Source organism: Rhizobium sp. CB2179 (assembly GCF_057653455.1).
Map to the genome: position 1 here is coordinate 848,192 of NZ_CM172781.1, position 22,393 is coordinate 870,584.

Genomic DNA, 22,393 nt, shown 5'->3' on the forward strand with positions numbered 1-22,393 from the left:
AGGAATGATCAATGCCCATCTCGCCCAACCTCTCTGAAATCGTGACCACGACGCTGCGCAACCGCAGCGGCACGGTCGGCGACGACGTGACGAAGAACAACGGTCTTCTCACCCGTCTGAACAGCCGCGGCCGCAAGAAGCCCATCTCCGGCGGCCGCACCATCGTCCAGGAACTGCAGTACCAGGAAAACAGCACCTTCAAGCGCTATTCCGGCTACGATATCCTCAATGTGCAGCCCTCCGACGTCATCACCGCTGCCGAATACGACCTCAAGCAGGCCGCGGTCGCCGTCTCCATGTCGGGCCTCGAACAGCTGCAGAACTCAGGCGAGGATGCGATCCTCGATCTGCTCGAGCAGCGCATCGAAAACGCCGAAACCACGCTGAAGAACAACATCGCGCTCGACTGCTATTCCGATGGCACGGCCGATGGCGGGCGTCAGATCGGCGGGTTGCAGCTGCTGGTCTCGACCTCTCCGACCTCAGGCACCGTCGGCGGCATTTCGCGCGCCACCTGGGGTTTCTGGCGCAACCAGAAATTCTCGGCCTCGGCCGATGGTGGTGCCGCCGCCTCGAACGCCAACATCCAGAGCTACATGAACCGGCTCTACATGTCCTGCGTTCGCGGCTCCGACGCGCCGGATCTGGTCGTCGCCGACAACAACTTCTTCCGCCTCTACTGGGAATCGCTGCAGGCAATCCAGCGCATCACCTCGGCGGACAAGGGCATGGCCGGCTTCCAGTCGCTGCAATACATGGGCGCCGACGTGATCTTCGACGGCGGCTTTGGCGGCGGTGCGCCGCTCAACCAGATGTTCTTCCTGAACACCAAGTACCTGTTCTATCGCCCGCACCGCGACCGCGACATGGCGCCGATCGGCGATGAACGCATGAACACCAACCAGGACGCCTTCGTGCAGCTCATGGGCTTCGCCGGCAACCTCACCATGAACAACGCCTTCCTGCAGGGCGTGTTGTTCGCCTGATCGTCAACGAAAGGAAAAGCAAATGTCGGTCGCAACAATCCAGTCCGATCGTCTTGGCGCGAACCCGTTCGTCGTCGAAGGCCCGATCGTTTCCGGCTCCGGTATTCCCGGCCCGAACTTCTCCCTCGGCGCAGTCGCCGGCGGGGACCGCGAATCCGAATGGGTCTATTGCCAGCTGGTGCTGGCCTCGCAGACGACCCTTCAGCCCGGTCAGTGGTTCCAGTGGACCCGGGATTATGTCGCTTCGCTGCTGACCACGGCGGCTGCCGTCGTCGGCCAGCGCTGCGGCGTCTTTTCCGGCGCCGCCCAGCCCCCGACACTGACCGGCGGCCCGGTCGGTGCCATCACGCTTGTACCGGGCACCTATTACGTCTGGCTGCAGCGCAATGGCCAGGCTCCGGCATTGGTCGCAACCGCAACGGCGGCCCTCGTCGTTGCCGAAACCACCGCCACGGCAGGCCAGGCGAACGCCCCGGCATCCGCCACGGCCACCACCAAGGCCATCGCCAACGTCAACTTCGCGGCGGCCAACCAGACGTTCACCGCAACCACGGTCAACGGCTCCAACCTGCTGACGAGCCTTTCCGGCCTCAATGCCGGTTCCGGCCCGTTCATCGGTGCCGCCGTTTCCGGCACCGGCATATCAGGCGGAACGACCATCTCGGGCATCACCTACAGCCCGAATGGCGTGGTCCAGAGCACCACCCTCTCGGCCAACGCCACCGCCAACGGCTCGGGCATCACCATCACCGCGACGGGCGTGCTCGAGGCAACGCTGATGCGTCCGTTCCTGTCGAAGGTGAACTAAACCACGTCAACTAACGGGCGCTGCGGCGCCCGTTCCTCATTTCCCCGCCATCAACAGCGAGACCACGCACCATGCCCGACAGCAACACCGGAATTTATGCCTCCTTCAGCCTCGAACCGGTCGAACAGACCTTTCTGACGGAGAAGGAAGGCCGGCCGATCTTCGCCGACAAGGAATTCGTCCGCATCTTCATCTCCGGCGACAAGCATACCGAAGTCTACCGCGAGGTCACCGACAACGACAAACAGCGCTTTTCCGACGCCTACAAGCGCTTCAAGGAAGGCGCCGCTGCCCGCGAGCAGCTGACCGGCACGCCGCTGGCGCAATGGCCCTATCTGAAGCCCAGCCAGATCAAGGAGCTGGAGGCGGTCAATATCTACACCGTCGAGCAGCTCGCAGCCCTCTCCGACACCGTCAAGCAGAAGATCGGCATGGGGTCGAACGAGCTCGTCGCTGCCGCCCGGGCCTATCTGGCAACCGCTGAAAACTCGAGTGCCGCCTCGGCCTTTGCCGCCGAGAATGAGCGGCTGAAGGACGAGGTCACCCGCCTGCAGGAGCAGATGAGGGAGATGGCTTCCCGCTTCGAGGCGCTCGAAAACGAACGCCAGGGCGGCAACAAGTCCCGCGGCCGCGTCGCCGCCTGAACCGGAGATCCCGCGCATGTCGCTCTTGACCATCATTCAGAACGTCTGCGCGGAAATCGACCTCGATCCGCCGACGGCCGTCATGTCCTCGGCGGATCCGCAGATCATGCAGCTGCGTATCCTCTCCACCCGCGCCGGCCGCGACCTGATGCGCGAGCACGACTGGTCGGCGCTGATGGTGCAGCGGCAATTCGTAACGACCGGCGCCAACCCCGAACCGGCCGAGCCGCCCGCCGACTGGGACCGCTTCGCCGCCAATTCGAAGATCTGGAACGCCTCGCGCCTCTGGCAGCTGAATGGCCCGGTGGAGCCGCAGACCTGGCAGCGCAACAGCATCCTCAACTCCAACCCGGTGCCGCAGATCTGGCGCATGGCCGGCGGCAAGCTCGACATCCACCCGAACGCTGCCGGCGAGACCATGGCTTACGCGTATATTTCCGGCTTCTGGGTGGCGCTGAATGGCGAGGCGACCTATGCCGCCAATTGGGCTGGCGACACCGACACCGCCCGCTTCCCCGAAGACCTCCTCGAACTTTCGCTGATCTGGCGCTGGAAGCGGGCCAAGGGCCTCGACTATGGCGAGGAGATCGCCAGTTTCGAGCGATCCAAGGAAGCCGCGATCGGCGCCGATCGGGCGGCAAGCCCGGTTGACCTCTCGCTGCCGGCGAGGGGGCAGGCGCCTGAAAATTACTGGCCCGGCACGATCACGGTGTCCAACCCATGACCCGCAGACCTGTCCCTCAAAACGGGCGCACCGGCCGCGTTTCGCCAAGCAAAGACTGGATCGCACCGATCGGCGGCTGGCGAACCGATGTCGAGATGGCGGATATGCCTGCAGATGCGGCCTTTCAGCTCGACAACTTCTTTCCCGAGGCCAACCGGGTGCGCGCCCGTTATGGCTTCCTCGCCTTTGCCACCGGCCTCGGCGCCGACGTGCAGACGGTCATTCCCTATTCCGGCGTCGGCAACAGGCTGTTTGCCGCCGCCGGCGACAAGATCTTCGACGTGACGGCGGGCGGCGCCGTTGGTGCGCCCGTCGTCTCCGGCATGGCAAGCGCCCATTGGTCGGTGCAGCAATATACCAACCCGGCCGGCCAGGAGTTTCTGCGCCTCGTCAACGGCCTCGACACGCCGCTGCTCTTCAACGGCACTGCCTGGACGAATAACTTTCTGGTGGGCACGGCAACACTCGCCACCCAGAACGTTGCCATCAGGAACACGGCCTATACGCTGAGCTTCTTCGGTACCGGCTCCGTGACGCTTTCCGGCGCCTTCGCCGGCACGCTGAACGGCACGGGCGTCGCCAACCGGGTGTCGCTGACCTTCACGCCGGCCGCCGGCACGCTTGTCGTCACCGTGTCCGGAACGGTCACCAATGCGCAGCTTGAAAAGGGCGCGGTCGCCACCCCTTACGTCCCCTCGACGATGATATCGGGCATTCCGGACGCATCGCTGCTGATCGCCGTCACCGCCTATCGCTCGCGTCTCTGGTTCATCGAGAAGAATTCGACCAATGTCTGGTATCTCGCTACCGACGCCGTCAGCGGCAATGCGACGGTTCTGCCGGTCGGCGGTAATATGAAATATGGCGGCACGCTGATTGCGATCAACGTCTGGACCATTCCCGTTTCGACGGGCCTGCAGCAGTGCCTGGTGCTGATTTCCTCGGAAGGCGAGGTGATCGTTTTCCAGGGCTCCGATCCTTCTAGTGCTTCCAATTGGGGCCTGATCGGCACCTTCAAGCTCGGCCGGCCGCTCGGCACCGATCGATGCCTGCTGTCGGTCGGCGCCGATCTGGCGATCATGACCACCGATGGCATCGTGCCGATCACCAAGGCCGTGCAGCTCGACCGGGGTGCGACCAGCCTCGGGGCGATCACCGCCAAGATCGGCCCGACCTGGCGCGAGACCGTTGCGGCGACCGGCACGACGTCAGAGGAGTGGCAGCTTTCGAGCTTTCCGGCGCGGCAGATGGCGATCGTCAACCTGCCGTCCTCCTTCGGCCCCTATCAATATGTGATGAACACCGAAACCGGAGCCTGGTGCCGCTTCGTCGGCATGCCCGCCTCCTGCTGGACGACATGGCAGGATCGGCTGTTCTTCGGGGCGGGCGACGGCACGGTTTATGAGGCCGAAGTCGGCGCCAACGACAATGGCGTGGCGATCGACGCGCTGATGGTTGGCGCTTGGAGCCGCTATGGCGACGGCCTCTCGACCAAGCTCTCGAAGCTGATCGGGGTGACGGCGCAGATCGGGGTTTCCACGCTGATGTATGCCGGGATTTCGGTTGACTACCAGACCAAGATTCCCAATGCGCTTCTGTCGTCGATCGAGAACAACACGGCGGCAAAGTGGGGAACGGCGGTCTGGGGTGTCGCGAAATTCCCGGGCATTTCGCTTGTCCGCAAATTCGCCTCCGCCGGCGGCGCCGGTTCGGCCTTGGCGCCGACGATCCGGGCGCTGATCTCGGGCTCGTCCGGCTCCGTCTCCGAAGCGGCTGTGGTCGGCGGCTCGGTGCTTTACGAAAAGGGCGCGCCGATTTGATCGTCTCCGAACCGCGCGAGGAGATCGCGGCATGGGTCGGCAACAGGATCGGCGTGAGCTTCCACCCGCCTTACACCACGCTCGCCCATATCGACCGCGGCCGGATCATCGCCGGCTTCGTCTTCAACGTCTGGACCGAGCATGACGTCGAGGTCTCGCTGGCCGCCGACCGGCTGACGTTGACGCTGATGCGATCGGTCTTCCGCTATGTCGTGCATCAGCTCGGCTGCCGCCGCGCAACCGCAAGAACCCGCGCCGACAATGCCGAATCCCAGAAGGTTCTGGCAAGACTCGGCGCCCGCCTGGAGGGCCGCCAGCAGGCCTATTTCGGCGACTGCGACGCGCTGCTTTACGCAATCATGAAAGAGGATTTTCCCTATGGTCTCCACGCCGAAGGCCCCAAAGGCGCCTGATCCGACACAGACAGCAGCGGCGCAGACGGCCACCAACGTCGACACCGCCATCGCCAATGCGGGGCTCAGCCACACCAATCAGTACACGCCGGATGGCTCGCTGGAATACAAGGTCAGCGGCTATCAGACGATGACCGACCAGAACGGCAAGACCTATCGGCTGCCGACCTATTCGGCCTATCAGACCTATTCGCCCGAGAACCAGGCGATCTACGACCAGACGCAGCAGACGCAGCTCGGCCTTGCCAAGCTCGCCAACGACCAGACCGGCAAGATTTCGGGCGTTCTCGGCACCAATGTCGATCTCAGCGCCGGCAATGTCGACAAATATGTCAACGATCACTGGCAGTCCGGCTTCAACAACCAGTGGGACCGCGATCAGGCGAGCCTCGATCAGAGCCTTGCCGACAAGGGCATCTCGATGGGCTCGGCCGCCTATGACAACGCGCTGCGCGATTTTTCGACGCGAAAGCAGGCCGCATCCGACCAGTATCTCGGCGACATGTATTCGAATGCCCAGAACTCGATCCTGACCGAGCGAAACCAGCCGCTGAACGAGATTTCGGCGCTGATGTCGGGCTCGCAGGTCCACCAGCCGAGCTATGTCAACACGCCGACGACGCAACTGCCGACTGTGGATCAGGCCGGGCTGATCAACGAGAACTACAATCAGCAGATGGGCCAGTACAATCAGCAGGTCGCGCAGTCGAATGCGGCGATGGGCGGTCTGTTCGGACTCGGCGGCTCTTTGCTCGGCGGCTGGGCGATGAAATCCGACCGACGGCTGAAGGAAGACATCAAACGCGTCGGCACGCTGGATAACGGTCTGCCGGTCTACGCCTTCCGATACAGGGAGGGCGGCCCGACGCAGATCGGCCTGATGTCCGATGATGTGCGCGAGGTGCATCCGGAATCCGTGTTCGAAGATGCCGATGGTTTCGATCGCGTCGACTACGAAAGGGCGGTGAGTTAATGGGATTCATCTTTGGCGGCGATACCGGCAAGACACAGGGCGACATCAGCGACCAGCGCAAGCGGCTGGCCTACGCCATGCTGCAGCAAGGCATGGATGCGAGCCCGGTGCAATCGCCGTGGCAGGGAGCTGCGCGGCTGGCGCAGGCGCTGATTGGTGGGCTGGAGATCAGACAAGCGGATCAGGAGCAGCGGGCGGGCACGGCCGAGAGTCCCGCAGTGTCGACCGGCGCGCCTCCCGCCCCACCTGCGAAGTCTCCCGGTTTCCTGTCGTCGGTCTTCGGCGGCAAGCGCAATGGATAGCACTTGGACTTTGGCTGTCTACACTCGAGGCAACGCTCTGAGGCCGGCGCGCCCCTGGGTCGTTTCCGCTCAACCGGCTCGTCCGCAGTTGAGGTAGACGTCAACAAGCGGCCGTCCAAAAACCTTTACATCGATTCCGAAATCTACAGGAGCCTTTGATGCCAAACTTTAAAGAAGCCCCGGCGTTGAAAAAAATGCCTCGCCTTGGGGCCGCCCCCGATGCGGGGCAGTTCGGCGATCTCTCGATTGACGATGTCATACGCGCTCTCGGCGGCGGTGCTATCCTCGCCGGCCCCTATCCAGAGGAAATGGGGTCTGGGACAGGTGCAGCGGCGTCCGCGTTGGATCAGGATCCGGAGATGGTTCGGCAGTCGCCGACCGCAATGGACATGCCGATGCCGGCCGGCGCGCAGACAGGACAGAAGCGCGAGCGTACCCCATTTGAGAAGCTGATCACTGGCGAACCGCAGTCTCAAGATCCTTCGATCGCTAGTGATATGACAAAGAGCTTCGGCAGCGGCGTTGTCCGCGGCGCCACCGAACTTGTCATGCTGCCGGCGACCATAAAGCGACTTGGCAATCAGGGCGCGGAATATGTCGTCAACCAGGGTGATTCGCTGGTGCGTTCTATCTTTGGCTTGCCGCCAATGAGCGACGAGTGGCGGGCCAAAGTCCAGAAGGGCAAGGATGAGAGTTGGAGCACGAAGATGGACAACGCCATCTTCAGCGGCCAGGACACCGTTCGTGGTGTGATGAACGACTATCTGTACGCGCCAAGGACAACCCCTGGAGAGTACGCCAAAACTGCTGGCGAGTTCGTCCCTGGGGCGCTTGCTGGCGGCGGCAACCTGCTGACGAATGTCGTCAGATATGGCGTCGTCCCAGGGGTTGCCAGCGAGGCGGCCGGCCAAGCAACGGAAGGCACGAAACTGGAGCCATACGCTCGCCTTGTCGGTGCGCTTCTCGGCTCGGCTGGAGGGCGTTTGATTACGCCGCTGCCGGTTTCTGCCGAACGGCAGATGATGAATCAGACGCTGAGAAACGAAGGGATTTACCTGTCAGGGGGCCAGGCGTCTGACAGCATCAACTTACGCAACGTCGAAGGCGACCTTGGCGGAACAGCGGCGCAGGGATTCAACCAAATGCAGGGCGACCAATTCACCCACGCGGCACTTTCTCGCGCAGGCATCGACGCGGACCGCGCCACGCCTGAGATTATGCAGCAGGCATTTACGCGCATCGGCGATGACTTGGATGCGGCCGCCGCAAATAACAGCCTAATCCCTGACCAGCAGTTCGCCAACGAGGTCACGGCTGCCATGGGCGCATACAATCGTGTTGCGGGGGAAGGCGCGCGTGCGCCGGTCGTTAGGGATTCGATACTCGATATTGCACGTCTGGTGAAGGGAGGGCACCAAGGGGACACCTATAAGGCGATCCGCTCTCGACTCGAAGATGCGCGAGCGGAAAGCGCGAACGATCCGAAACTTCTGAAAGCGTTGTCCGGTATCCGCAACGCCATGGATGATGCCATGGAGCGATCGATCGCGGCGCAGAACCCGAATAGCTTGAACGCCTGGCAGGAGGCAAAGCGTCAGTACCGCAATTTTCTGGATCTGGAAAAGGCCGTCGCCGCTGCGGGCGAGAATGCTCCGAAAGGCATCATCTCTCCGTCGCACCTGCGGGGCGCCACGATACCGCAAAGCCCTCGCGCATTCGCTCAGGAGGGTGGGGATTTCACCGCGCTGGCGAAGGCAGGGGAAGAGGTCATGAAGCCGCTTTCCAGTTCCAGCCGCTCACCGGTGCGCAATCTTTTCCAAGGCATTCCGGCAGCTGTCAGTGCCGTCGTTGGCGATAGGTTGGCTGGTGGAACCGGGGCAACCGGGGCCATCTTAGGCACGCTCATGGGCACCGCTGCCCCTTATGCGGCCGGAAGAGTTCTTTTATCTCCCCCGGTTCGCGCCTACCTCGCGAACCAACTGATTCAGCCCGCGCGCCTAACTAACCCGGGAGTCGCCGCACTTGCTCAAGCCCTTCTTTCGCAGCAAGCTGCTCAAGGGCAGCAACAACCAACTCGGTAGCATACCACGCCAGCAGTCGTTTCCTCTGGAGAAGATCAATGCCCAAAAACCCTTCCACCGGCGTCTATTCCAAGCCCGCCGGCACGACACCTTCCGTCGGCCAGCTCATCGACCCCGAGGCCGGGATTTCGGGACCCGCGGGGGACGATGAACCATCTACGCGAACAGCTTGCGGTACCGGCCGCCGAGAAAGCGGCTGCACTCGTACGGGCTCTGTTGCTTGCTCGGAAGCAGCAAAAATAGCGGTGGTGGCTGGTGAGTTATCCGCGCACATCGTCCCACAAAATGGCAACCCCCAGTGCCATCACGCTTATCGGTATGGCCCAGATGATCAATTTGACGGGTTGGCCGACGTACAGGAACATGTAACCGGTCGCTGATGCTCCGCCAATGGCCATCATCGCCCCTAGTGTCATGGATATGAATTTCCTCATTAAAAATCCTTCCTGGAGGCTTGCGGGCCTGAGGGGCGCATGATGTCAGCGGTTATCAGGGACGATCTGGATCCGGATGGCGACCAGCAATGTTGCCAGCGTGATCATCAGGCCGAGGGTGACGCCGGGCAGGCAGGTGGCGCCGTTGAAATAAAGTCCCTCGCAATTAACCCGCGCCTGCTTCCATATAAGAAAACAGGCCGGCCCTGCCGTCAAAGCGCCCGTGAGAAACATGGTCAACTCGACCGGAAACTGATCAACCACCCACCTGGCGGGGCCGCCTGTCCTGAGCAGGGACCATGAGGCAAACGTCACGACGGCGATGAGCATCGCGACGATGTTGATCGCTCTGTGTGACGGTTGGTTCGGCTCGTGATCACTCTGCATTCGCAACCGATACTATACGATTCGAGGCCTCGCAATTCGCGGGGCCTTTTTCTTTGGAGAAGGTCAATGCCCAGAAATCCATCCACCGGCGTCTATTTCAAGCCCGCCGGAACGACACCCTCTGTCGGCCAGGTCATCGACCCCGTGCCGTGGAACGCACTGACCACCGACCTCGGCAACGAAATCACCAACTCGCTGCCGCGCGACGGCTCGGCGCCGATGGTCGCACCCCTCAAGGCGGCAGGCGGAACGGTATCCGCGCCGGGCATCGGCTTCGCCGCGACGCCGCAGACCGGTCTCTATCTGAAGGGTGGTGGGTTGCTGGGGTTCACCCAGAACGGCGTCGACGTCGCCTTCGACAAGGCTACGGTCTACGCGGCGAAGTCAGGCGATTACACGGCGCTTGCGTCCGACGATAACGCTATCCATCGCTTCACCGCGGCGGCCACGCTCACCCTGTCCGCAGCCGCAACGCTCGGCGCGAACTGGCACTATGCCGTCATTGCCGATGGCGGCGACGTGACGATCGATCCGAATGGCGCGGAGACGATCGACGGCGCGGCAACGCTTGTCATTAAAAATGGCTACAGCGTCGAAATCATATGTTCCGGTGCCGCTTTCTTCACCAACAAACTCTTCGCCAGGATAGCGAGCAAAGCCGACAGCGCCGCTGTAGGCGATTTCGTCGTCGGGCTCACGCTTTCGAACAACAGCGGCAGCCCGAACACTCATATCGATTTTAGCGCCGGCTCCGCTCGTTTGGGCTCGAGTTTCGTCTCGAATCCGTCGTCGATCACAAAGCGGACGAACGGGACATTCGCCGCCGGCACCGGCGCCGGTGGTCTGGACACCGGTTCGGTCGCGGCGAACGCAAACTATTTCGCATATGCGCTGCGCAAGGATGACGATTTGACCTTCGATATCGTGCTGTCGACCTCAGCGACGATCGCCGGAGTCAACACGGCGCTGCTCACCGGCTACACCATCGTCAAATGCATCGGCGTGTTGCTGACCGATGCTAGCTCGAACATTCGGCCGTTTGTCCTGTATCCTCGCGACGAATACACCTTCGTGACGCCGGCGAGGGACGCTATCAACGCCGCTATCTCTACGACTTCGACACTCCTGGCGCTGACAGTGCCAAATGGGGTGAAGGTCAAGGCGAAGCTGCGGTTTGAATTCACATCGACCGCGACGACCAATGCTGTGCTGATCCACGATCCGGCGCAGGGAATTCTTGTTGCTGGCATCTCTGGCGATGGTGGCAACGTAGGCGCCGTCCAGGTTGCAAGCGGCTTTGCCGTAGGGACCCAAGATGTTTGGACGAACACGAGCAAGCAAGTCAGACAGGTCGCAGGAGCTGTTGGCAATATCTGGGTGTGGGCCGACGGTTTCTATTTCCCGTGCGGGAGGAGCGCATAATGCCTTTTGCTTCCCGACCGGGCGATAGTGCAAACAGATCGACGACTTTTTCGCAGTCGCAGCGCAATTATAGCTTACGGTGAATTGAGCGTCTTAGCGATCGATCGCCTTCCGATACTCCGGGAAAGTTCGTGAGCGGGCTTTTCCACGAAGTAGTAGAATGGGGCGATCATCAGAAGGGAGCCAGCACAAACAAGGACCGGGCTGGCAACTCCTAATCGCTCAATTACTGTCGCAGCAATGACATGCATCAGGTAAATGGAGAAACAGGCCTCTCCCACTTTCTCCAGAACCGCAACAGCGTTGCCGCGCTCGGCGTTCGAAGTCTCCGAAATGATCCATCCACAAGCCAGCACCCCGAAGGGAACCATCGTCAGGTAAAAGCCGGCAGGGGTATTGATGGTCGCCCAATAGAGGATGGATGCAGTAGCTGCCGTAGCGATCCTCCAAAGCCAGACGTTGCCAACAAACACGCCGCGTCGATATGTCTGCGCCAGATAGCAACCCATGAGCCACGCGGGCAGGGAAACGAGCCAGTTCAAAGATGGCCCGTATTTCTGCGCACTGCCATATTCATCAGAGCCTAAACCGATAACGATGGCGTAGGAGACGATGACGGAGACGGCGATCATCGCCGGCCACCCAACTTTCCGCGAAATGGGAAGGAACAGCGGGTAGAGCGAATAGTAAATGACCTCGCAAACCACGGACCACAAGATATAGCCGTCCAATGGATTATAGGCGCGGATGCCGACCCACTGCGCGAGAACGAGCGCCACGGCGGTTGGAATCATGATCCGGACGTACCGCCTCTTCAGAAAGGTTACAGTAGACAATTCCGCCGCTCGGAACGGGAAGTGGATGCAAAATCCTGAGATCACAAAGAAAGCGATGACGGCAGGGTGGCCCGTGAAGATGTAGCGTGAAATACCAGGCATTGAAGGGCCAAGCAAATGCGCGAATACAACGGACAGAGCGGCAATTGCTCTGACGGTATCAAGGCCTTCGATTCTGTTTGAACTCGGAAGTGATCGCATCTCGCGAAATAACCGCGAAGCGAAAACTTTAGCAACAGACAACCATTAGTGTACCTATCGGTACTGATATTTATTTAGCAGTCGACATCGAATTTGCCTGGAATCGCGACCTCGTCGCTGCTCCTCAGGGAATTGGCGCCAACGGTGCTCAAGCTGGGCTAACCCACGCAAACTAGTACCTAAGCAACCCATTTACCAACCTCGCCCCGAGCTTCTAGCGGGGATATGCACACGCGATCTCTGGCAATAACTGACGGCGTGAGCTAATGACCTCCGAACTCGGAGGAAATCATGGCAGCCGATAAAGCGTCGTACCGGAATCGCGGAGGAATCCTTCAGCGTCTCGTTAGTGCCTACAAGCGATTTCGCTACTTCAGCCGCGCCGGCGCGAATTTGGTTGTCAAGCGCAGCGCCGAGTTCCGGATGGTGAAGCACGCCGTTCTTGAGGTCGGCAGCAATGTCACGATCCAAGACTATTCGTTCTTCCAGCTCACGATGCCTGAGCCGAAGGTATTTATTGGAAACAACACCGTCATCGGGCGCAGGAACATCATCACTGCCAAGAACCGCATATCCATCGGCAATGATGTGCTGATCGGTTCGGATGTCCAGATCATCGATCACGGTCACGGTATGAGGCGCGACGTACCGATCAGGCTTCAGAAGGCCGAAATCGGTTTTGTCGAAATTGGTGATGACGTCTGGATTGGCGCGGGTGCCAAAATACTGATGAACGTCACGATAGGAACCGGTGCCGTGATCGGAGCAAATTCCGTCGTCACGGCTGATATTCCCGATTATGCGATCGCCGTCGGTTCGCCAGCGAAAGTCGTCAAATACCGCACCTAAACCGGATCCGGATTGTAAGCGGGGTCGAATTTCACGTACCGCGTCCCGCTTTGTATTGAGTGCATCATACGCGGCCTGGATTTTATCGATGCAGTCGCGTCACGCGGTTTTTAGGTTTGGCCCCTTCCTGCGCCTGGTCTCACGGATGGCGACCGCCATTCGTCCAAGAGTCGTAATCAACAGCATTTAGTGTCCCTTTTCGTTCGACGGGACACGACCAAGCGTCATTGAAATTTCAGCCAGCTAGCATTTCACGTAAAGCATGTAGGTCCGGGCAGGGCGACCCAGATCGGATGTGCTGGTCTCGATCACAGATTCCTTAATGATGCGACCTGCAGGGCATCGCGTCCTCAGATAATTAAGTGCATGGCGTTCGCGGTCTTCTTTGTCGTCCGGATTGTACCCGACGTCGGGTGTGTTGCTCATTTGCAGAGCGTGGTCCGCTCCGGGGACCGGGGGGGCTACCTCGATGTCACCGCTCTGCGTCTGGCACCCTGCCAGCGCAACCGATAATACCAGTACAAGAGCCTTTGCCTGCATGAACGGGTCTCCTTCCCCAAATCGGTTGTAGATCAGGAAGAAATTCAGAAACAAGCGCGCCTCATCGGCCATCAACTACAATCCGGAGCCCACCCATGCTCGTCCATAACTGGCGCGAGGTGCTGAAGCGTGCCTGGTCGGTGCGGCTGATGGCGCTGGCGCTGCTCTTCATCATCATCGAGCCCGTCTACACCTTCGTCGCCGCCACCTGGGTGTCGCGCAACATCTACATCCAGCTCGCCATGTCGGCGATCACAGGCCTCTTGGCCGTTGCGGCGATCATCGCGCGCATCTTCGTCCAGCAGAAAATCTCAGGAGACCTGAATGGCAAACCGCCTGCAGAAGGGTAGTGCCGCCGCGGCCATGGCCGTGGCGCTCGTCGGATCGTTCGAGGGGTTGCGCCAGAATGCCTATCCCGATCCGGCGACGCAGGGGAAGCCGTGGACGATCTGCTATGGCAGCACCAATGGCGTCAAGCCGGGGGACCGCAAGACGGTGGAGCAGTGCAAGGCGCTCTTGGCGTTGGAGCTCAAGACCTATGCGAGCGGCGTCGAAAGCTGCGTGCGCGTCGCCCTGCCGGATGCGCGCTTCGTGGCGCTGACCTCCTTTGCCTATAATGTCGGCGTCAAGGCGGCTTGCGGTTCGAGCACGGTCAAGCTCATCAACCAGGGCAGGACGGCCGAGGGCTGCGAGGCGCTGTTGAAGTGGAACCGCGCCGCCGGCATCGTCTTTCCCGGCTTGACCCGGCGCCGGCAGAAAGAGCGTCAGTTCTGCCTCGAGGGCATCTGATGTTCGGGCTCCTCGACACGCTCAAGATGGGCACCGGCCTCGCCGGTGGCCTGATGCTCTATCACCTCTATGCCGTTTCGATCGGCTACCCCTCGGCGGCGAGGCAGGCGCGCGCCGGCTATGTCCTTGTTGCCGAGAAGAGCGCAGCCGAGGCCCAGGCCGCCGAGATGGAACGCCAGCGCAACGCCGCGGCTGAGGCCGGCGAAGAGCACCGCAAGCGCCTTGCGGCCGCGGAAGCCGCCGAGCAGGCCGCCAGAGACACACTCGAAACCGAGATCCAATCCTATGAGCTTCAGCTTTCGCAAAAGAACCGCGCTTGCGCTGTCACTGCTGCTGATCGTCAGTGGCTGCTCCGCCACTGAGCGCCTGAACAAGGCGGCGGTGACGAAGGGGCAGGCGGCGGCCGGCATCACTCTGCCGCCGTTGCCCGACGATCTCCGCAGGCAGGAAGTCCATGCGCCGGTTGTCGAAGGCGAGCCCGTGATCGCCATCCTCGCCCGCGAGCGCCAGGCGCTCGATCGCGCCAACGCCCGCCAGGGGCGCACCATTCAATTCTATGACGACCTCACCAGCAGATATGGAACACGCCGATGATGAATGCCATTTCGCTTGCCCTGACGAACCCGATGCTGAGCGGTGGAGGCGGAGCCGGCGGAGACCCTGACCGCTATATGTTCTTCGCGACCCGCAACCGCATGCCATCAGGCGGTATCGTCACCGCTGCATCCGGCACGAATTATGTCTGCACCAAGGTCGTCGTCAACACGCCGCAGTACAAGACCAGGACCTTCCGCTTTCACCTCTCGGGCTTTGCCTCGACGGAAGGTGGAAACGCGCCGCAGGAAACGGTCGTTACCGGCACGATCGGCACGCCGGGCAATTCCGTCGTTGCCGATGCGATGTTCATCAGGGCGGCCGGCGTCTTCTACCAATGCACCTTCGCCGGCTTGAACACGGTGACGGTCGCGGATCAGACGAATGGCGCCTGGACGGACGAACTGACCATTCCCGATGTCGCCTCGGAAAGCGAAATCGAAATCTGGCTGTTTTATCATACCGCCGTCGGCGAGAAGATCTGGCCGGTCTATCGCATCCAGAAGCACCGCGGCGAGCGCGTCTGGGGTGCCGGCGATCTCGCCACGCTGCTCGCCTTCAAGGACACCCCGCTTGCCGACAGCACGGCCGCACTCGACTCCAACTACGCGACCGTCACCCAGCCACAATATTATGGGTCTGACTTCATGGTCGCCAAGGGCGATTGGGATGGAAGGCCGGTCGCACTTGCTGTCGTCGACAGCCTGGGTGAAGCGCGCCAGCAGTTTTCCGCGGCTGCCGATGCGCGCGGCAATCTCGGCTGGTTTCGCCGCTGGCTCGACAGGGATGGCGGCATCGGCCGCATTCCGCATCTGATGATCGGCATGCCGGGAAACGGTTCGGTGCGCGAACTCACCGGCACCGGGGCTGCGATCGCGACCCGGCGCTGGGCCGTTCTGGACGAAATCACCGCCTTCAACAACAACAAGAAGCCGTTCACCGTCATCGCCAACCAGATGGGGCAGAACGATACGGCGGCCACCTACACGCAGTTCTTCAACACCAATTACAGAAGCTTGATCACCAGGCTTCGGGCGCGCTACCCCGGCGTCAAAATCGTCGCCTTGCCGCCGCTCGGCCGCACCGTATCCACCCGCACGGTCACCCTGACATCGATCGGCACCGTCGTCACGGCAACGATCGCCTCGGGCATCAATGGGCTTACGACCGGCCAGACGGTGTCGATCTCCGGCGCTACGCAGACGGAGTATAACGGCAATGTGGTGATCACGGTCACCGGGCCGAACAGCTTCACCTATAATTTCGCCGGATCGGCGACATCGCCGGCGACCGGCACGATCGCCGCCAACGACCTCTATCTCAGGGCCTCGTACCAGAGCTTTTCGGCCAACAACACCTGGCCGGCGGACAGTACGGATGCTTCGGGTAAATGGCGGCTGCGCGCCGATATCCTGGCGAAGACCTCGGCCTGCTGCGACGACGCGATCGACACTTACGCGGCCTGGGTCTCCGGTGAAAGGGATGGCGTCTGGCCCGGTATGCTGGAGCTGTCGAGCACGGTGGTGACCGTGCAGTCGGGCACGGACGGAGTTGCGACCTACACGACGATCGAAGTGGCGGATGCCAGCATCTTCGGGCCGGAGCAGGAGATCAGCACCTATGCCGGGCCGGATGGCCTTGCCCGCCTGTCGACCACGTCGATCGGCAGCATCTCCGGCAATACGATCACCATTTCGATCCCGCGCTCCACGGTGCTGCCGGTCGGCTCCATCGTCCGCCCGAGCGTCACGCCGGATGGCGTTCATCCCTACGGCGCCGTGATCGACCGCGTCGCCACCGGCATTCCCCAATCCGAGAAGGTGAAATTCAATCCATAGGCGGAGCCAACGAAGAGCCCTTCGACATCGTCACTTCGGCTCCGGCTGCTGGATGACCGGCGGGGGCGTTTCGCTCTTGCCGCCTTGATCGAACGGCTTGATCACCAGGATGCTCAGGATCGACGCGACCATTACCCCGATGATGATCATCAATAGCATTCTCATGGGCGCCTCGCGTCAGATCTATCGAGCTGTTTTGCGGCATGCATACGCCTCTTCGCGAATCCGAAGACTCAACATCCCTAGGCTGAAAACGTTCCAACCCACGACAGAGCACCGATAGAGATGACATCCAACGACGATATCCTTCGCGCCCTCGGGCGCGTCGAGGGCAGGCTGACCGGCATCGAAGAAAACGTCGCGCTTCTGCGCAACGAGGTCAGCGACGAAAAGGCCAACGCCCACGACAGCCGTGCCGTGATCCATAAGCGGCTCGACGAACAGGCCGGGCAGATCGCACAGCTCGATACCAGGGTGGCGATCAGCGGCGGCGCGGATGCGCTGATCCGCGAGGAAATCAGAACCCTCAAGGAGACGAGAAGAACCAGGAGGCGGTGGGGCCGGCGCTTGAAGAGTGGAAACGGATGAAGACGATCGGCTACGGGATATCCGGGTTGATTGCCTTTGCCGGACTGACGATCGGCGGCACCATTGCCTATGCGAGCGATGGCGCGGTGGCGGCACTTCGGCATTGGTTGAAGATCAATTGATCGGCTCGATCTGTAATCCTTGGAGAGGAAGACAGGCGCTCTTCAGGGCTACGTTTAGGAAGGCAGAAACCCATTGATCTCGTTGCGAGCGCCTGGCGCCAGCAGACCGCCGTTTCTCACTCGCTGTAAACCGACGCAAAACAAAACCCTAAATTTTAGACTTCGCTAACGAACAAATCCGCACCTTGCTGGTTTTCCTCTCAGGAGGAAACAGACATGAAGAGTATGAGCAACCGCCAAGTTCGCATTCCCGGCCCGCGAGAGCACGATGTTGCGGAGCATTGCCGCAAATTCGGCATCGGCCCTGCGGAGGAGAAGAAGCTGAAGAAACTTCTCGGGTCGCGGGCGCCGCTGCATGAAATCCAGGCCAATGCTCCGCCCCGCCAGCCAAGGTGGCGTTAGGCGGGGTGGTCACGTCGCAAGTGGCCATTACACGCCACATTACGACAATGATTCAAAGATTGAGCGGAACAGAGCAGCGCCGTGAACGCTCGCGAAAGAGGTGCTTTTGCCGGATTTTGAAATGATCGATTTTGTTTAAAACGTCGGCCGAATGTTCGGCTTGCTCCACTTGGACCTGCTGAAAGCCCCGCTCCGGCGGGGTTTTTCGTTGGCGTTGTGATGTGCCTGTCGGTTTTCGCCCGGCGGGAGCTTATCGGTGTGACGGTCGCAACGTGCCCGGGCAGGTTGTCGATGATCCCCAGGCGGAATTTCCGGGATCGTGGCGTCACATTTCTGCCGGGGAACTTCCGGCAACATCAGGGGTTTTGCCGGCGGATCGCGCGGCAGGTCTCGTCTCCTGTACCACTGCTACCCCTGCAGTTGCTGCGCGGTCCACTTGATGCAAGCGTCTCACGGAAGGGCTTTGCTCCCGGCTCTCGGCAGCGGGCGAAGCCATTCTTGTCGGCCGTCACATGGCCTATTGGAAGATCCAAACCTGCAAAGACGCAGCGATCCGTGCCGAGCCCAGCACCTGCGATGGCTCAAGAAGGTACAGCCGCGCGCCCGAAACACCTATCAATGGCGTGGTTGCCGCGAGAGCATGAGGATGTAGTCATCGGCGATGTCGGCAACCACCATGGCGGCTTCCGCTGCCGTGTATCCCCTGCCGATGGCGTCGCTGACGATCTTCATCACGGCAGGTTCTAGGGCTTCCCGGCAGTCGGACAGGCTTTCGGCATGCGGGCATTTTGGACGAAATTCCAAGACGTTGTTCATGGCACACCCTCCATTTGATTGAGCTCGGCCCCTGTAAAGGAAAGCCGGCCTCTCCCCGGAAAGGCGGGCCACGGTTCCGGCGAGCTGCTTCACGAACCAGAAGTCTTATCGTGACGCTACGATGGCATAGGAGCCGACGTATTCAAGCGCATGCTGATATTAAGGTAAGCCAGTAGGGTTAATTCGTCCGTTGCTGTTGCATCGTGGCATCGCTAGCAGATGCAAAGGCTATAGAGGCTGCTGCATCTCGCCCAAAACCGTACAGCGGTTTTGGGGCAAGGACATGCATCAAATAAAGACTTTAGGATTTGAACGCCTGCAGGCTATTTTCTGCCCTAAAGCGCGTCGCGATCTTTCAGATTCGCTCTTGGCCCTAAGTCTTTGTTTTTACGCATGTCGTTGTCGCAAAACCGCTGTACACTTTTGCGCGACATGCATTAGACGCTGATACGCCGGCCCGCCTTGTCCGCCTCTTTGCGATTGGCGCCGTGCTTTTCGATGATGTCCTTGGCATCCTCGTTGGAAATGCGGTGTTTCTTCGCGAAATAGATGACGTCGTAGGGGGCGTCAGCCACGGCCGCTTTGGCGGGCTGGGCCTTTTTGGTTGTGTCGTTGGTCATGATTTTTCCTTTCAAGGCAATGTTGCGCCGGACATCAGTTCATGTCGCCGCGCGTCAGCACTGGAACAGGATAATTTAGGCCGGGTCGGCCTAAAATCTGAATCCTGGTCTCAATTAAAGAGCGAGAGCATGGTGTCGTCCGAAAACCGCTCACACTTTTCGGCATCATGCTCTATCGGCTTCGGAACGAGCCAAGCCGGCATCGGTCGAAGAATTGGCTTCGTGCCGTTTTATCGATGCGCTCGGGCCGTCATATGTTTTTCCCAGATCTGCGTTGCCTGCGCTGCCGTGCCGGTCTTGTGGAATCGCAGCAGGTGCAGTCCTTCGTTCCGTCGTTTTTCGTTAAAGGCGCTGTTTTCGTAGTCGGTGCCTTCGACAATGCTCTCGCTTTGAAGAACGGCCTTCAATTCCTGCACATAGTGTCCGGTGATATTGAAAAGCGCTTCATTCTCAGGTGCGTCTGTCATCGTTTTCCCTATGAGTGGTCGCGTGGCATTGAACGCAGTGCTGCGTTTCAGCTCGCCACGTTTGGTAGGATGCATCAAGCAATCCGCGCCCCTATGGGAAAGGCTGGTATCGGACAGCGTTTAGCTGGAGGTGTCTGTCTGGAGTTCCATATATCATGCAGCAGCGCACCCTTGCCAATCAAGGATTAAGGCGCGGCGAGTCTGAACGCCCGCATGTTAAACTACTTGCCTCCCCGATACCATCTCAATCGAAATACCGAAGAATATGGATGGAGCAGGGCCGTCTTCGCTTTCCGAGTTTAAGGCAAGCGATCCGGGTTCCCACCAGAATGGTTGCTTCTGCAGGAGAGACCAGGCGTGGAGGCGTTCGTCATGCCGGGCCGGCGTATCGGTCAGCTCATCATAGGTGCCCTGAACAAGCACGCTCTTCCACGTTCGGTTTTCGCCGAATTCTTCAACCTGAACGCAGGCCGGTGAATGGGCCCGCAATAGATCAATCTTCAGGCCCGGCATGGAAAATATGAAAAGCCGGTCTTTTTCATAGGCATACTGAATGGGAACGATATAGGGATATTTTTCGCCCAGGCATGCCAGGTGGCCACGGGTGTGGCCTGCCAGAAAGGCGAGGCAGTCTTGTTGACCCATTTCTCGCAGTTGCATCGCTTTATCCAATTCCGTCAGCGTTTCAGCCCTTCATTTGATCGGCAGCATAGCGTCTTGGCTCGCCGCAACAGTCTTGCAGCGCCTACCAGAAGACATCCTCGAAGATGATATAGACGATAAAGGCCAGACAGATTGCTGGTGTCGATTTCACGAGAAAGTCGATGTACCGGAGCCTGCCGATATGCTGAGCCAGGCGTTTCCACGAATGGATGTTTACCGTGGAAGACATCATGCCCTCCTTTAGTTGGGGCCGGGTAACAACCCCGGGAAGCAGCGCCCGTTCACAAGCTGCCACTACACCAGATATGGGCGCCAAACATCTGCGCTGCAAGGCGTGGCGGGTTGCCGGTCCGGTAGAGAGATCCCGCTGCTGTGCACGATCGCAAAGGGCGGCGCGGAGGGGCCAGGATTGCTGGGCACGTCCACACACAATTGCCCTTCTACCTCAACCATCGCTTCGATCAGTTTCAGCCGATCGAGCTTCCGCCGTTGATCGTCGTAGAGCCTGCTGAGCAGCGCATAGGCCGATCCGGAGGGTCTACCTTTGCGCAATAGTTTCTTGATCAGCATTTCCTGATCGGCAACGCGATGCGCCGCCTTCACGATATGGCGACGCGCCAACTTCAGGTCTTTCGGGCGGTATCGTGTGGAAACCATATGCTTTGCTTCCCCTGTCTCATCCGGCAGTAGCAGGATGGTGGCCGTTTCAGTTCACCGGCCGCACGCTCCTTCTCGCGATCAGCGAAAATCTGCGGCCGTGAGCGTGAAGTTGTTTCCGCGTCGATGCTGATAGGCTCTCGATGCGGCCTCCTGAATGGCAGAGCGCGCCGCATCAAAGGCATTGAGATAGGCGGCCTCGGAGGAGTTCTGGGTGATCGCGCTGCCAAGCGCTGCCTCTTCGACCAGAAACCTGACTTCGAACATGCCGTCATAGCCGGTGAAGCGGACACCTTTTCGCGCTTCATCGAAGCTGCGGCTTCTGTTGGGAAAGATAAGTGCCATTGCGGTTGATCCTTGGAAGTGGGCGGGAGCCGCTGTGCGGACTTCGGACCCGGCGTGATTGTCGATGCACGGCTGGCCGGAACGGGCATCTTGATGCCAATGGTTGGCATTCAGCCTGCCGCCATACCCGACTGTCGGCAGGTCTTAATGGATCGTCTGCACGATGACCCGGTCATCAAGCAAAGCCTGCGACGTCTTGATCAAGCGCACGGTACCAGTGATGATCCCGTCGGAATAGACCGGATCCGCACGCGAAATTTCGTCCGTCATATCGCGGAGGACTTTGTTTATCTCAAGCAGAGGCGGCACAAGGTCCAGCAATCCGTCGGCGGCCAGCCCGTGAGCCAGGCCTGCGATCACCTCTCTGAGGTGATCTATGAGCGCACGCCGTTCCGAAACCGCCAGTGCCGACGGCTTTGTGAGGGTCGCTTCACCGTTGAACTGCATGATGCGTATCCTCCTCTCTCTAAAATGGGTTCCGCCCCGCCATTATCAATGGCTACCGCCGAATGAGGTTGCGGTCAGCTGGCAATAAGCGCAAGCTAATTTATCGGCGGGCACGATACGGGCACCGCTGCTTGGGGCGCGACAGTAATCTGGCGCCAGTGAACCCTAGCCCCAACGAAGGAGGACGCCATGTCTTCCACATCAGATCAGTTTTTCGATATCGACAATTTGAGAATGCTGGATCGTATTCTGCGAAAGGTCGGATTTCGCGGCGGCGAAACCCATGCGGCCGATGAGGGTGAGATCACCGCCACAAGTTTCCTCATTCATTGTTTCCAAATGGGGATCGTCGATGAGGCCGCGTTAAAATCGGCGCTGAAAATGTATCTCGCCACTCAGTTGAGTTCCGGCCCGCTTCCGCAGGCGACGGAGGACGGCTCCTTTGCCCGATGGCAGGATGACGGCGGCGCCCCGGTGAAAGCCTATCGGATCGCGCGGTATACGGCGTCCGGGCGTGCGGACGCATCGCTGCGGCCGCCAGCTTACCGCTTTCCCAAAACCAGGCTGCCTGAACGATTGCTCGAGATCCCGTGAACAGGCCTGCTGCGATGTCGCCAGCGCCCCC

Annotated in this window: 30 protein-coding genes and 1 pseudogene; 19 read left to right on the forward strand and 12 right to left on the reverse strand. The window is 60.4% G+C overall.

Features of this window, described 5'->3' with window-relative positions:
- The first annotated feature begins 11 nt into the window (after nt 1-11).
- The 9 genes from AC244Q_RS04220 (at nt 12) to AC244Q_RS04260 (ending at nt 8,751) form a co-directional block, all read left to right on the forward strand.
- Nucleotides 12-986 carry a phage major capsid protein gene (locus AC244Q_RS04220; protein ID WP_128405872.1) on the forward strand — a complete coding sequence of 325 codons (975 nt, stop codon included), beginning with the start codon at nt 12-14 and terminating at the stop codon, nt 984-986.
- A gap of 22 nt (nt 987-1,008) precedes the next feature.
- On the forward strand, nt 1,009-1,794 hold the full coding sequence (locus tag AC244Q_RS04225; protein WP_128405873.1) for a hypothetical protein: 786 nt from the start codon (nt 1,009-1,011) through the stop codon (nt 1,792-1,794).
- Between the two features lie 71 nt (nt 1,795-1,865).
- Nucleotides 1,866-2,438 (forward strand): hypothetical protein, encoded by a 573-nt coding sequence (locus tag AC244Q_RS04230; RefSeq protein ID WP_128405874.1) that lies wholly within the window; start codon nt 1,866-1,868, stop codon nt 2,436-2,438.
- A gap of 16 nt (nt 2,439-2,454) precedes the next feature.
- Nucleotides 2,455-3,162 (forward strand): phage adaptor protein, encoded by a 708-nt coding sequence (locus AC244Q_RS04235; RefSeq protein ID WP_128405875.1) that lies wholly within the window; start codon nt 2,455-2,457, stop codon nt 3,160-3,162.
- Nucleotides 3,159-4,982: a hypothetical protein gene (locus tag AC244Q_RS04240; RefSeq protein ID WP_128405876.1), complete on the forward strand. Its 1,824-nt coding sequence runs from the start codon at nt 3,159-3,161 to the stop codon at nt 4,980-4,982. The genes AC244Q_RS04235 and AC244Q_RS04240 overlap by 4 nt, the downstream gene beginning before the upstream one ends.
- Nucleotides 4,979-5,395 carry a GNAT family N-acetyltransferase gene (locus AC244Q_RS04245; RefSeq protein WP_113546232.1) on the forward strand — a complete coding sequence of 139 codons (417 nt, stop codon included), beginning with the start codon at nt 4,979-4,981 and terminating at the stop codon, nt 5,393-5,395. The genes AC244Q_RS04240 and AC244Q_RS04245 overlap by 4 nt, the downstream gene beginning before the upstream one ends.
- The gene (locus AC244Q_RS04250) at nt 5,361-6,368 is read left to right on the forward strand and encodes a tail fiber domain-containing protein (protein WP_128405877.1); all 1,008 of its coding nucleotides are present in this window, start codon (nt 5,361-5,363) and stop codon (nt 6,366-6,368) included. The genes AC244Q_RS04245 and AC244Q_RS04250 overlap by 35 nt, the downstream gene beginning before the upstream one ends.
- Nucleotides 6,368-6,670, forward strand: a complete 303-nt coding sequence (locus AC244Q_RS04255; RefSeq protein WP_128405878.1) for a hypothetical protein — start codon at nt 6,368-6,370, stop codon at nt 6,668-6,670. Before AC244Q_RS04250 ends, AC244Q_RS04255 begins: the two co-directional genes overlap by 1 nt.
- Before the next feature lie 158 nt (nt 6,671-6,828).
- Nucleotides 6,829-8,751, forward strand: coding sequence for a hypothetical protein (locus AC244Q_RS04260; RefSeq protein ID WP_128405879.1), 1,923 nt, complete (start codon nt 6,829-6,831; stop codon nt 8,749-8,751).
- Between the two features lie 260 nt (nt 8,752-9,011).
- On the opposite strand, the gene AC244Q_RS04265 is transcribed toward AC244Q_RS04260, so the two are convergent.
- Both AC244Q_RS04265 and AC244Q_RS04270 read right to left on the reverse strand, forming a co-directional pair.
- Nucleotides 9,012-9,167 carry a hypothetical protein gene (locus AC244Q_RS04265; RefSeq protein WP_164902270.1) on the reverse strand — a complete coding sequence of 52 codons (156 nt, stop codon included), beginning with the start codon at nt 9,165-9,167 and terminating at the stop codon, nt 9,012-9,014.
- A gap of 63 nt (nt 9,168-9,230) precedes the next feature.
- A complete protein-coding gene (locus AC244Q_RS04270; RefSeq protein WP_128405880.1) occupies nt 9,231-9,572 on the reverse strand; it encodes a hypothetical protein in 342 nt (113 codons plus the stop codon).
- Between the two features lie 66 nt (nt 9,573-9,638).
- Between AC244Q_RS04270 and AC244Q_RS04275 the strand changes: the two genes are divergently transcribed.
- A complete protein-coding gene (locus AC244Q_RS04275; protein ID WP_128405887.1) occupies nt 9,639-10,994 on the forward strand; it encodes a hypothetical protein in 1,356 nt (451 codons plus the stop codon).
- Between the two features lie 74 nt (nt 10,995-11,068).
- Here AC244Q_RS04275 and AC244Q_RS04280 read toward each other — a convergent pair whose 3' ends face one another.
- The gene (locus AC244Q_RS04280; RefSeq protein ID WP_113546228.1) at nt 11,069-12,031 is read right to left on the reverse strand and encodes an acyltransferase family protein; all 963 of its coding nucleotides are present in this window, start codon (nt 12,029-12,031) and stop codon (nt 11,069-11,071) included.
- A gap of 291 nt (nt 12,032-12,322) precedes the next feature.
- Between AC244Q_RS04280 and AC244Q_RS04285 the strand changes: the two genes are divergently transcribed.
- Nucleotides 12,323-12,880 carry an acyltransferase gene (locus tag AC244Q_RS04285; protein WP_197728141.1) on the forward strand — a complete coding sequence of 186 codons (558 nt, stop codon included), beginning with the start codon at nt 12,323-12,325 and terminating at the stop codon, nt 12,878-12,880.
- A 243-nt stretch (nt 12,881-13,123) separates the two neighbouring features.
- Here the strand turns inward: AC244Q_RS04285 and AC244Q_RS04290 are convergent, their stop codons facing one another.
- Nucleotides 13,124-13,492, reverse strand: coding sequence for a YajG family lipoprotein (locus tag AC244Q_RS04290; protein ID WP_113546226.1), 369 nt, complete (start codon nt 13,490-13,492; stop codon nt 13,124-13,126).
- A 23-nt stretch (nt 13,493-13,515) separates the two neighbouring features.
- Here AC244Q_RS04290 and AC244Q_RS04295 point away from each other — a divergent pair, with 23 nt between their 5' ends.
- The 7 genes and pseudogenes from AC244Q_RS04295 to AC244Q_RS04325 all read left to right on the forward strand — a co-directional run bounded on the left by AC244Q_RS04295 (nt 13,516) and on the right by AC244Q_RS04325 (nt 17,753).
- Nucleotides 13,516-13,770 (forward strand): DUF7940 domain-containing protein, encoded by a 255-nt coding sequence (locus AC244Q_RS04295; RefSeq protein ID WP_113546225.1) that lies wholly within the window; start codon nt 13,516-13,518, stop codon nt 13,768-13,770.
- Complete coding sequence (locus tag AC244Q_RS04300; protein ID WP_113546224.1) at nt 13,745-14,209, forward strand: lysozyme; 465 nt, start codon at nt 13,745-13,747, stop codon at nt 14,207-14,209. The genes AC244Q_RS04295 and AC244Q_RS04300 overlap by 26 nt, the downstream gene beginning before the upstream one ends.
- Nucleotides 14,209-14,571, forward strand: coding sequence for a hypothetical protein (locus AC244Q_RS04305; protein ID WP_113546223.1), 363 nt, complete (start codon nt 14,209-14,211; stop codon nt 14,569-14,571). The genes AC244Q_RS04300 and AC244Q_RS04305 overlap by 1 nt, the downstream gene beginning before the upstream one ends.
- 19 nt (nt 14,572-14,590) lie before the next feature.
- A complete protein-coding gene (locus tag AC244Q_RS04310) occupies nt 14,591-14,803 on the forward strand; it encodes a hypothetical protein (protein WP_113546222.1) in 213 nt (70 codons plus the stop codon).
- Nucleotides 14,800-16,641 (forward strand): SGNH/GDSL hydrolase family protein, encoded by a 1,842-nt coding sequence (locus AC244Q_RS04315; RefSeq protein WP_128405881.1) that lies wholly within the window; start codon nt 14,800-14,802, stop codon nt 16,639-16,641. Before AC244Q_RS04310 ends, AC244Q_RS04315 begins: the two co-directional genes overlap by 4 nt.
- Nucleotides 16,642-16,926: 285 nt before the next feature.
- Nucleotides 16,927-17,351: pseudogene (locus AC244Q_RS04320) on the forward strand (DUF1515 domain-containing protein).
- Nucleotides 17,352-17,567: 216 nt separating this feature from the next.
- Nucleotides 17,568-17,753 (forward strand): hypothetical protein, encoded by a 186-nt coding sequence (locus tag AC244Q_RS04325; protein WP_003546334.1) that lies wholly within the window; start codon nt 17,568-17,570, stop codon nt 17,751-17,753.
- A gap of 615 nt (nt 17,754-18,368) precedes the next feature.
- On the opposite strand, the gene AC244Q_RS04330 is transcribed toward AC244Q_RS04325, so the two are convergent.
- The 8 genes from AC244Q_RS04330 to AC244Q_RS04365 form a co-directional block, all read right to left on the reverse strand.
- Nucleotides 18,369-18,569, reverse strand: coding sequence for a hypothetical protein (locus AC244Q_RS04330; protein ID WP_113546219.1), 201 nt, complete (start codon nt 18,567-18,569; stop codon nt 18,369-18,371).
- 437 nt (nt 18,570-19,006) lie between these two features.
- Nucleotides 19,007-19,189 (reverse strand): DUF3606 domain-containing protein, encoded by a 183-nt coding sequence (locus tag AC244Q_RS04335; protein WP_017993328.1) that lies wholly within the window; start codon nt 19,187-19,189, stop codon nt 19,007-19,009.
- Nucleotides 19,190-19,419: 230 nt separating this feature from the next.
- Complete coding sequence (locus tag AC244Q_RS04340; protein ID WP_017959490.1) at nt 19,420-19,656, reverse strand: hypothetical protein; 237 nt, start codon at nt 19,654-19,656, stop codon at nt 19,420-19,422.
- A gap of 216 nt (nt 19,657-19,872) precedes the next feature.
- Nucleotides 19,873-20,316 (reverse strand): pyridoxamine 5'-phosphate oxidase family protein, encoded by a 444-nt coding sequence (locus AC244Q_RS04345; protein WP_012756522.1) that lies wholly within the window; start codon nt 20,314-20,316, stop codon nt 19,873-19,875.
- 85 nt (nt 20,317-20,401) lie between these two features.
- Entirely contained in the window at nt 20,402-20,548 is a 147-nt protein-coding gene (locus AC244Q_RS04350; RefSeq protein WP_164902274.1) for a hypothetical protein, read from the reverse strand.
- 65 nt (nt 20,549-20,613) lie between these two features.
- The gene (locus tag AC244Q_RS04355) at nt 20,614-20,976 is read right to left on the reverse strand and encodes a hypothetical protein (protein ID WP_017993329.1); all 363 of its coding nucleotides are present in this window, start codon (nt 20,974-20,976) and stop codon (nt 20,614-20,616) included.
- A gap of 81 nt (nt 20,977-21,057) precedes the next feature.
- Entirely contained in the window at nt 21,058-21,321 is a 264-nt protein-coding gene (locus AC244Q_RS04360; RefSeq protein ID WP_012756525.1) for a DUF1488 family protein, read from the reverse strand.
- Between the two features lie 144 nt (nt 21,322-21,465).
- The gene (locus AC244Q_RS04365; protein ID WP_012756526.1) at nt 21,466-21,768 is read right to left on the reverse strand and encodes a hypothetical protein; all 303 of its coding nucleotides are present in this window, start codon (nt 21,766-21,768) and stop codon (nt 21,466-21,468) included.
- Between the two features lie 189 nt (nt 21,769-21,957).
- On the opposite strand from AC244Q_RS04365, the gene AC244Q_RS04370 reads away from it, so the two are divergent.
- Nucleotides 21,958-22,362, forward strand: coding sequence for a hypothetical protein (locus AC244Q_RS04370; RefSeq protein WP_012756527.1), 405 nt, complete (start codon nt 21,958-21,960; stop codon nt 22,360-22,362).
- Nucleotides 22,363-22,393: the final 31 nt, after the last annotated feature.

Bases quoted from the DNA above. Each gene is read 5' to 3' on its own strand.
- AC244Q_RS04370 (WP_012756527.1), top strand. From the start codon at position 21,958: ATGTCTTCCACATCAGATCAGTTTTTCGATATCGACAATTTGAGAATG.
- AC244Q_RS04280 (WP_113546228.1), bottom strand. From the start codon at position 12,031: ATGCGATCACTTCCGAGTTCAAACAGAATCGAAGGCCTTGATACCGTC.
- AC244Q_RS04250 (WP_128405877.1), top strand. From the start codon at position 5,361: ATGGTCTCCACGCCGAAGGCCCCAAAGGCGCCTGATCCGACACAGACA.
- AC244Q_RS04300 (WP_113546224.1), top strand. From the start codon at position 13,745: ATGGCAAACCGCCTGCAGAAGGGTAGTGCCGCCGCGGCCATGGCCGTG.
- AC244Q_RS04240 (WP_128405876.1), top strand. From the start codon at position 3,159: ATGACCCGCAGACCTGTCCCTCAAAACGGGCGCACCGGCCGCGTTTCG.
- AC244Q_RS04230 (WP_128405874.1), top strand. From the start codon at position 1,866: ATGCCCGACAGCAACACCGGAATTTATGCCTCCTTCAGCCTCGAACCG.
- AC244Q_RS04235 (WP_128405875.1), top strand. From the start codon at position 2,455: ATGTCGCTCTTGACCATCATTCAGAACGTCTGCGCGGAAATCGACCTC.
- AC244Q_RS04350 (WP_164902274.1), bottom strand. From the start codon at position 20,548: ATGTCTTCCACGGTAAACATCCATTCGTGGAAACGCCTGGCTCAGCAT.
- AC244Q_RS04325 (WP_003546334.1), top strand. From the start codon at position 17,568: ATGAAGAGTATGAGCAACCGCCAAGTTCGCATTCCCGGCCCGCGAGAG.
- AC244Q_RS04345 (WP_012756522.1), bottom strand. From the start codon at position 20,316: ATGCAACTGCGAGAAATGGGTCAACAAGACTGCCTCGCCTTTCTGGCA.
- AC244Q_RS04295 (WP_113546225.1), top strand. From the start codon at position 13,516: ATGCTCGTCCATAACTGGCGCGAGGTGCTGAAGCGTGCCTGGTCGGTG.
- AC244Q_RS04315 (WP_128405881.1), top strand. From the start codon at position 14,800: ATGATGAATGCCATTTCGCTTGCCCTGACGAACCCGATGCTGAGCGGT.
- AC244Q_RS04305 (WP_113546223.1), top strand. From the start codon at position 14,209: ATGTTCGGGCTCCTCGACACGCTCAAGATGGGCACCGGCCTCGCCGGT.
- AC244Q_RS04360 (WP_012756525.1), bottom strand. From the start codon at position 21,321: ATGGCACTTATCTTTCCCAACAGAAGCCGCAGCTTCGATGAAGCGCGA.
- AC244Q_RS04225 (WP_128405873.1), top strand. From the start codon at position 1,009: ATGTCGGTCGCAACAATCCAGTCCGATCGTCTTGGCGCGAACCCGTTC.
- AC244Q_RS04260 (WP_128405879.1), top strand. From the start codon at position 6,829: ATGCCAAACTTTAAAGAAGCCCCGGCGTTGAAAAAAATGCCTCGCCTT.
- AC244Q_RS04355 (WP_017993329.1), bottom strand. From the start codon at position 20,976: ATGGTTTCCACACGATACCGCCCGAAAGACCTGAAGTTGGCGCGTCGC.
- AC244Q_RS04290 (WP_113546226.1), bottom strand. From the start codon at position 13,492: ATGGCCGATGAGGCGCGCTTGTTTCTGAATTTCTTCCTGATCTACAAC.
- AC244Q_RS04265 (WP_164902270.1), bottom strand. From the start codon at position 9,167: ATGACACTAGGGGCGATGATGGCCATTGGCGGAGCATCAGCGACCGGT.
- AC244Q_RS04365 (WP_012756526.1), bottom strand. From the start codon at position 21,768: ATGCAGTTCAACGGTGAAGCGACCCTCACAAAGCCGTCGGCACTGGCG.
- AC244Q_RS04340 (WP_017959490.1), bottom strand. From the start codon at position 19,656: ATGACAGACGCACCTGAGAATGAAGCGCTTTTCAATATCACCGGACAC.
- AC244Q_RS04220 (WP_128405872.1), top strand. From the start codon at position 12: ATGCCCATCTCGCCCAACCTCTCTGAAATCGTGACCACGACGCTGCGC.
- AC244Q_RS04275 (WP_128405887.1), top strand. From the start codon at position 9,639: ATGCCCAGAAATCCATCCACCGGCGTCTATTTCAAGCCCGCCGGAACG.
- AC244Q_RS04285 (WP_197728141.1), top strand. From the start codon at position 12,323: ATGGCAGCCGATAAAGCGTCGTACCGGAATCGCGGAGGAATCCTTCAG.
- AC244Q_RS04270 (WP_128405880.1), bottom strand. From the start codon at position 9,572: ATGCAGAGTGATCACGAGCCGAACCAACCGTCACACAGAGCGATCAAC.
- AC244Q_RS04255 (WP_128405878.1), top strand. From the start codon at position 6,368: ATGGGATTCATCTTTGGCGGCGATACCGGCAAGACACAGGGCGACATC.
- AC244Q_RS04335 (WP_017993328.1), bottom strand. From the start codon at position 19,189: ATGACCAACGACACAACCAAAAAGGCCCAGCCCGCCAAAGCGGCCGTG.
- AC244Q_RS04330 (WP_113546219.1), bottom strand. From the start codon at position 18,569: ATGAACAACGTCTTGGAATTTCGTCCAAAATGCCCGCATGCCGAAAGC.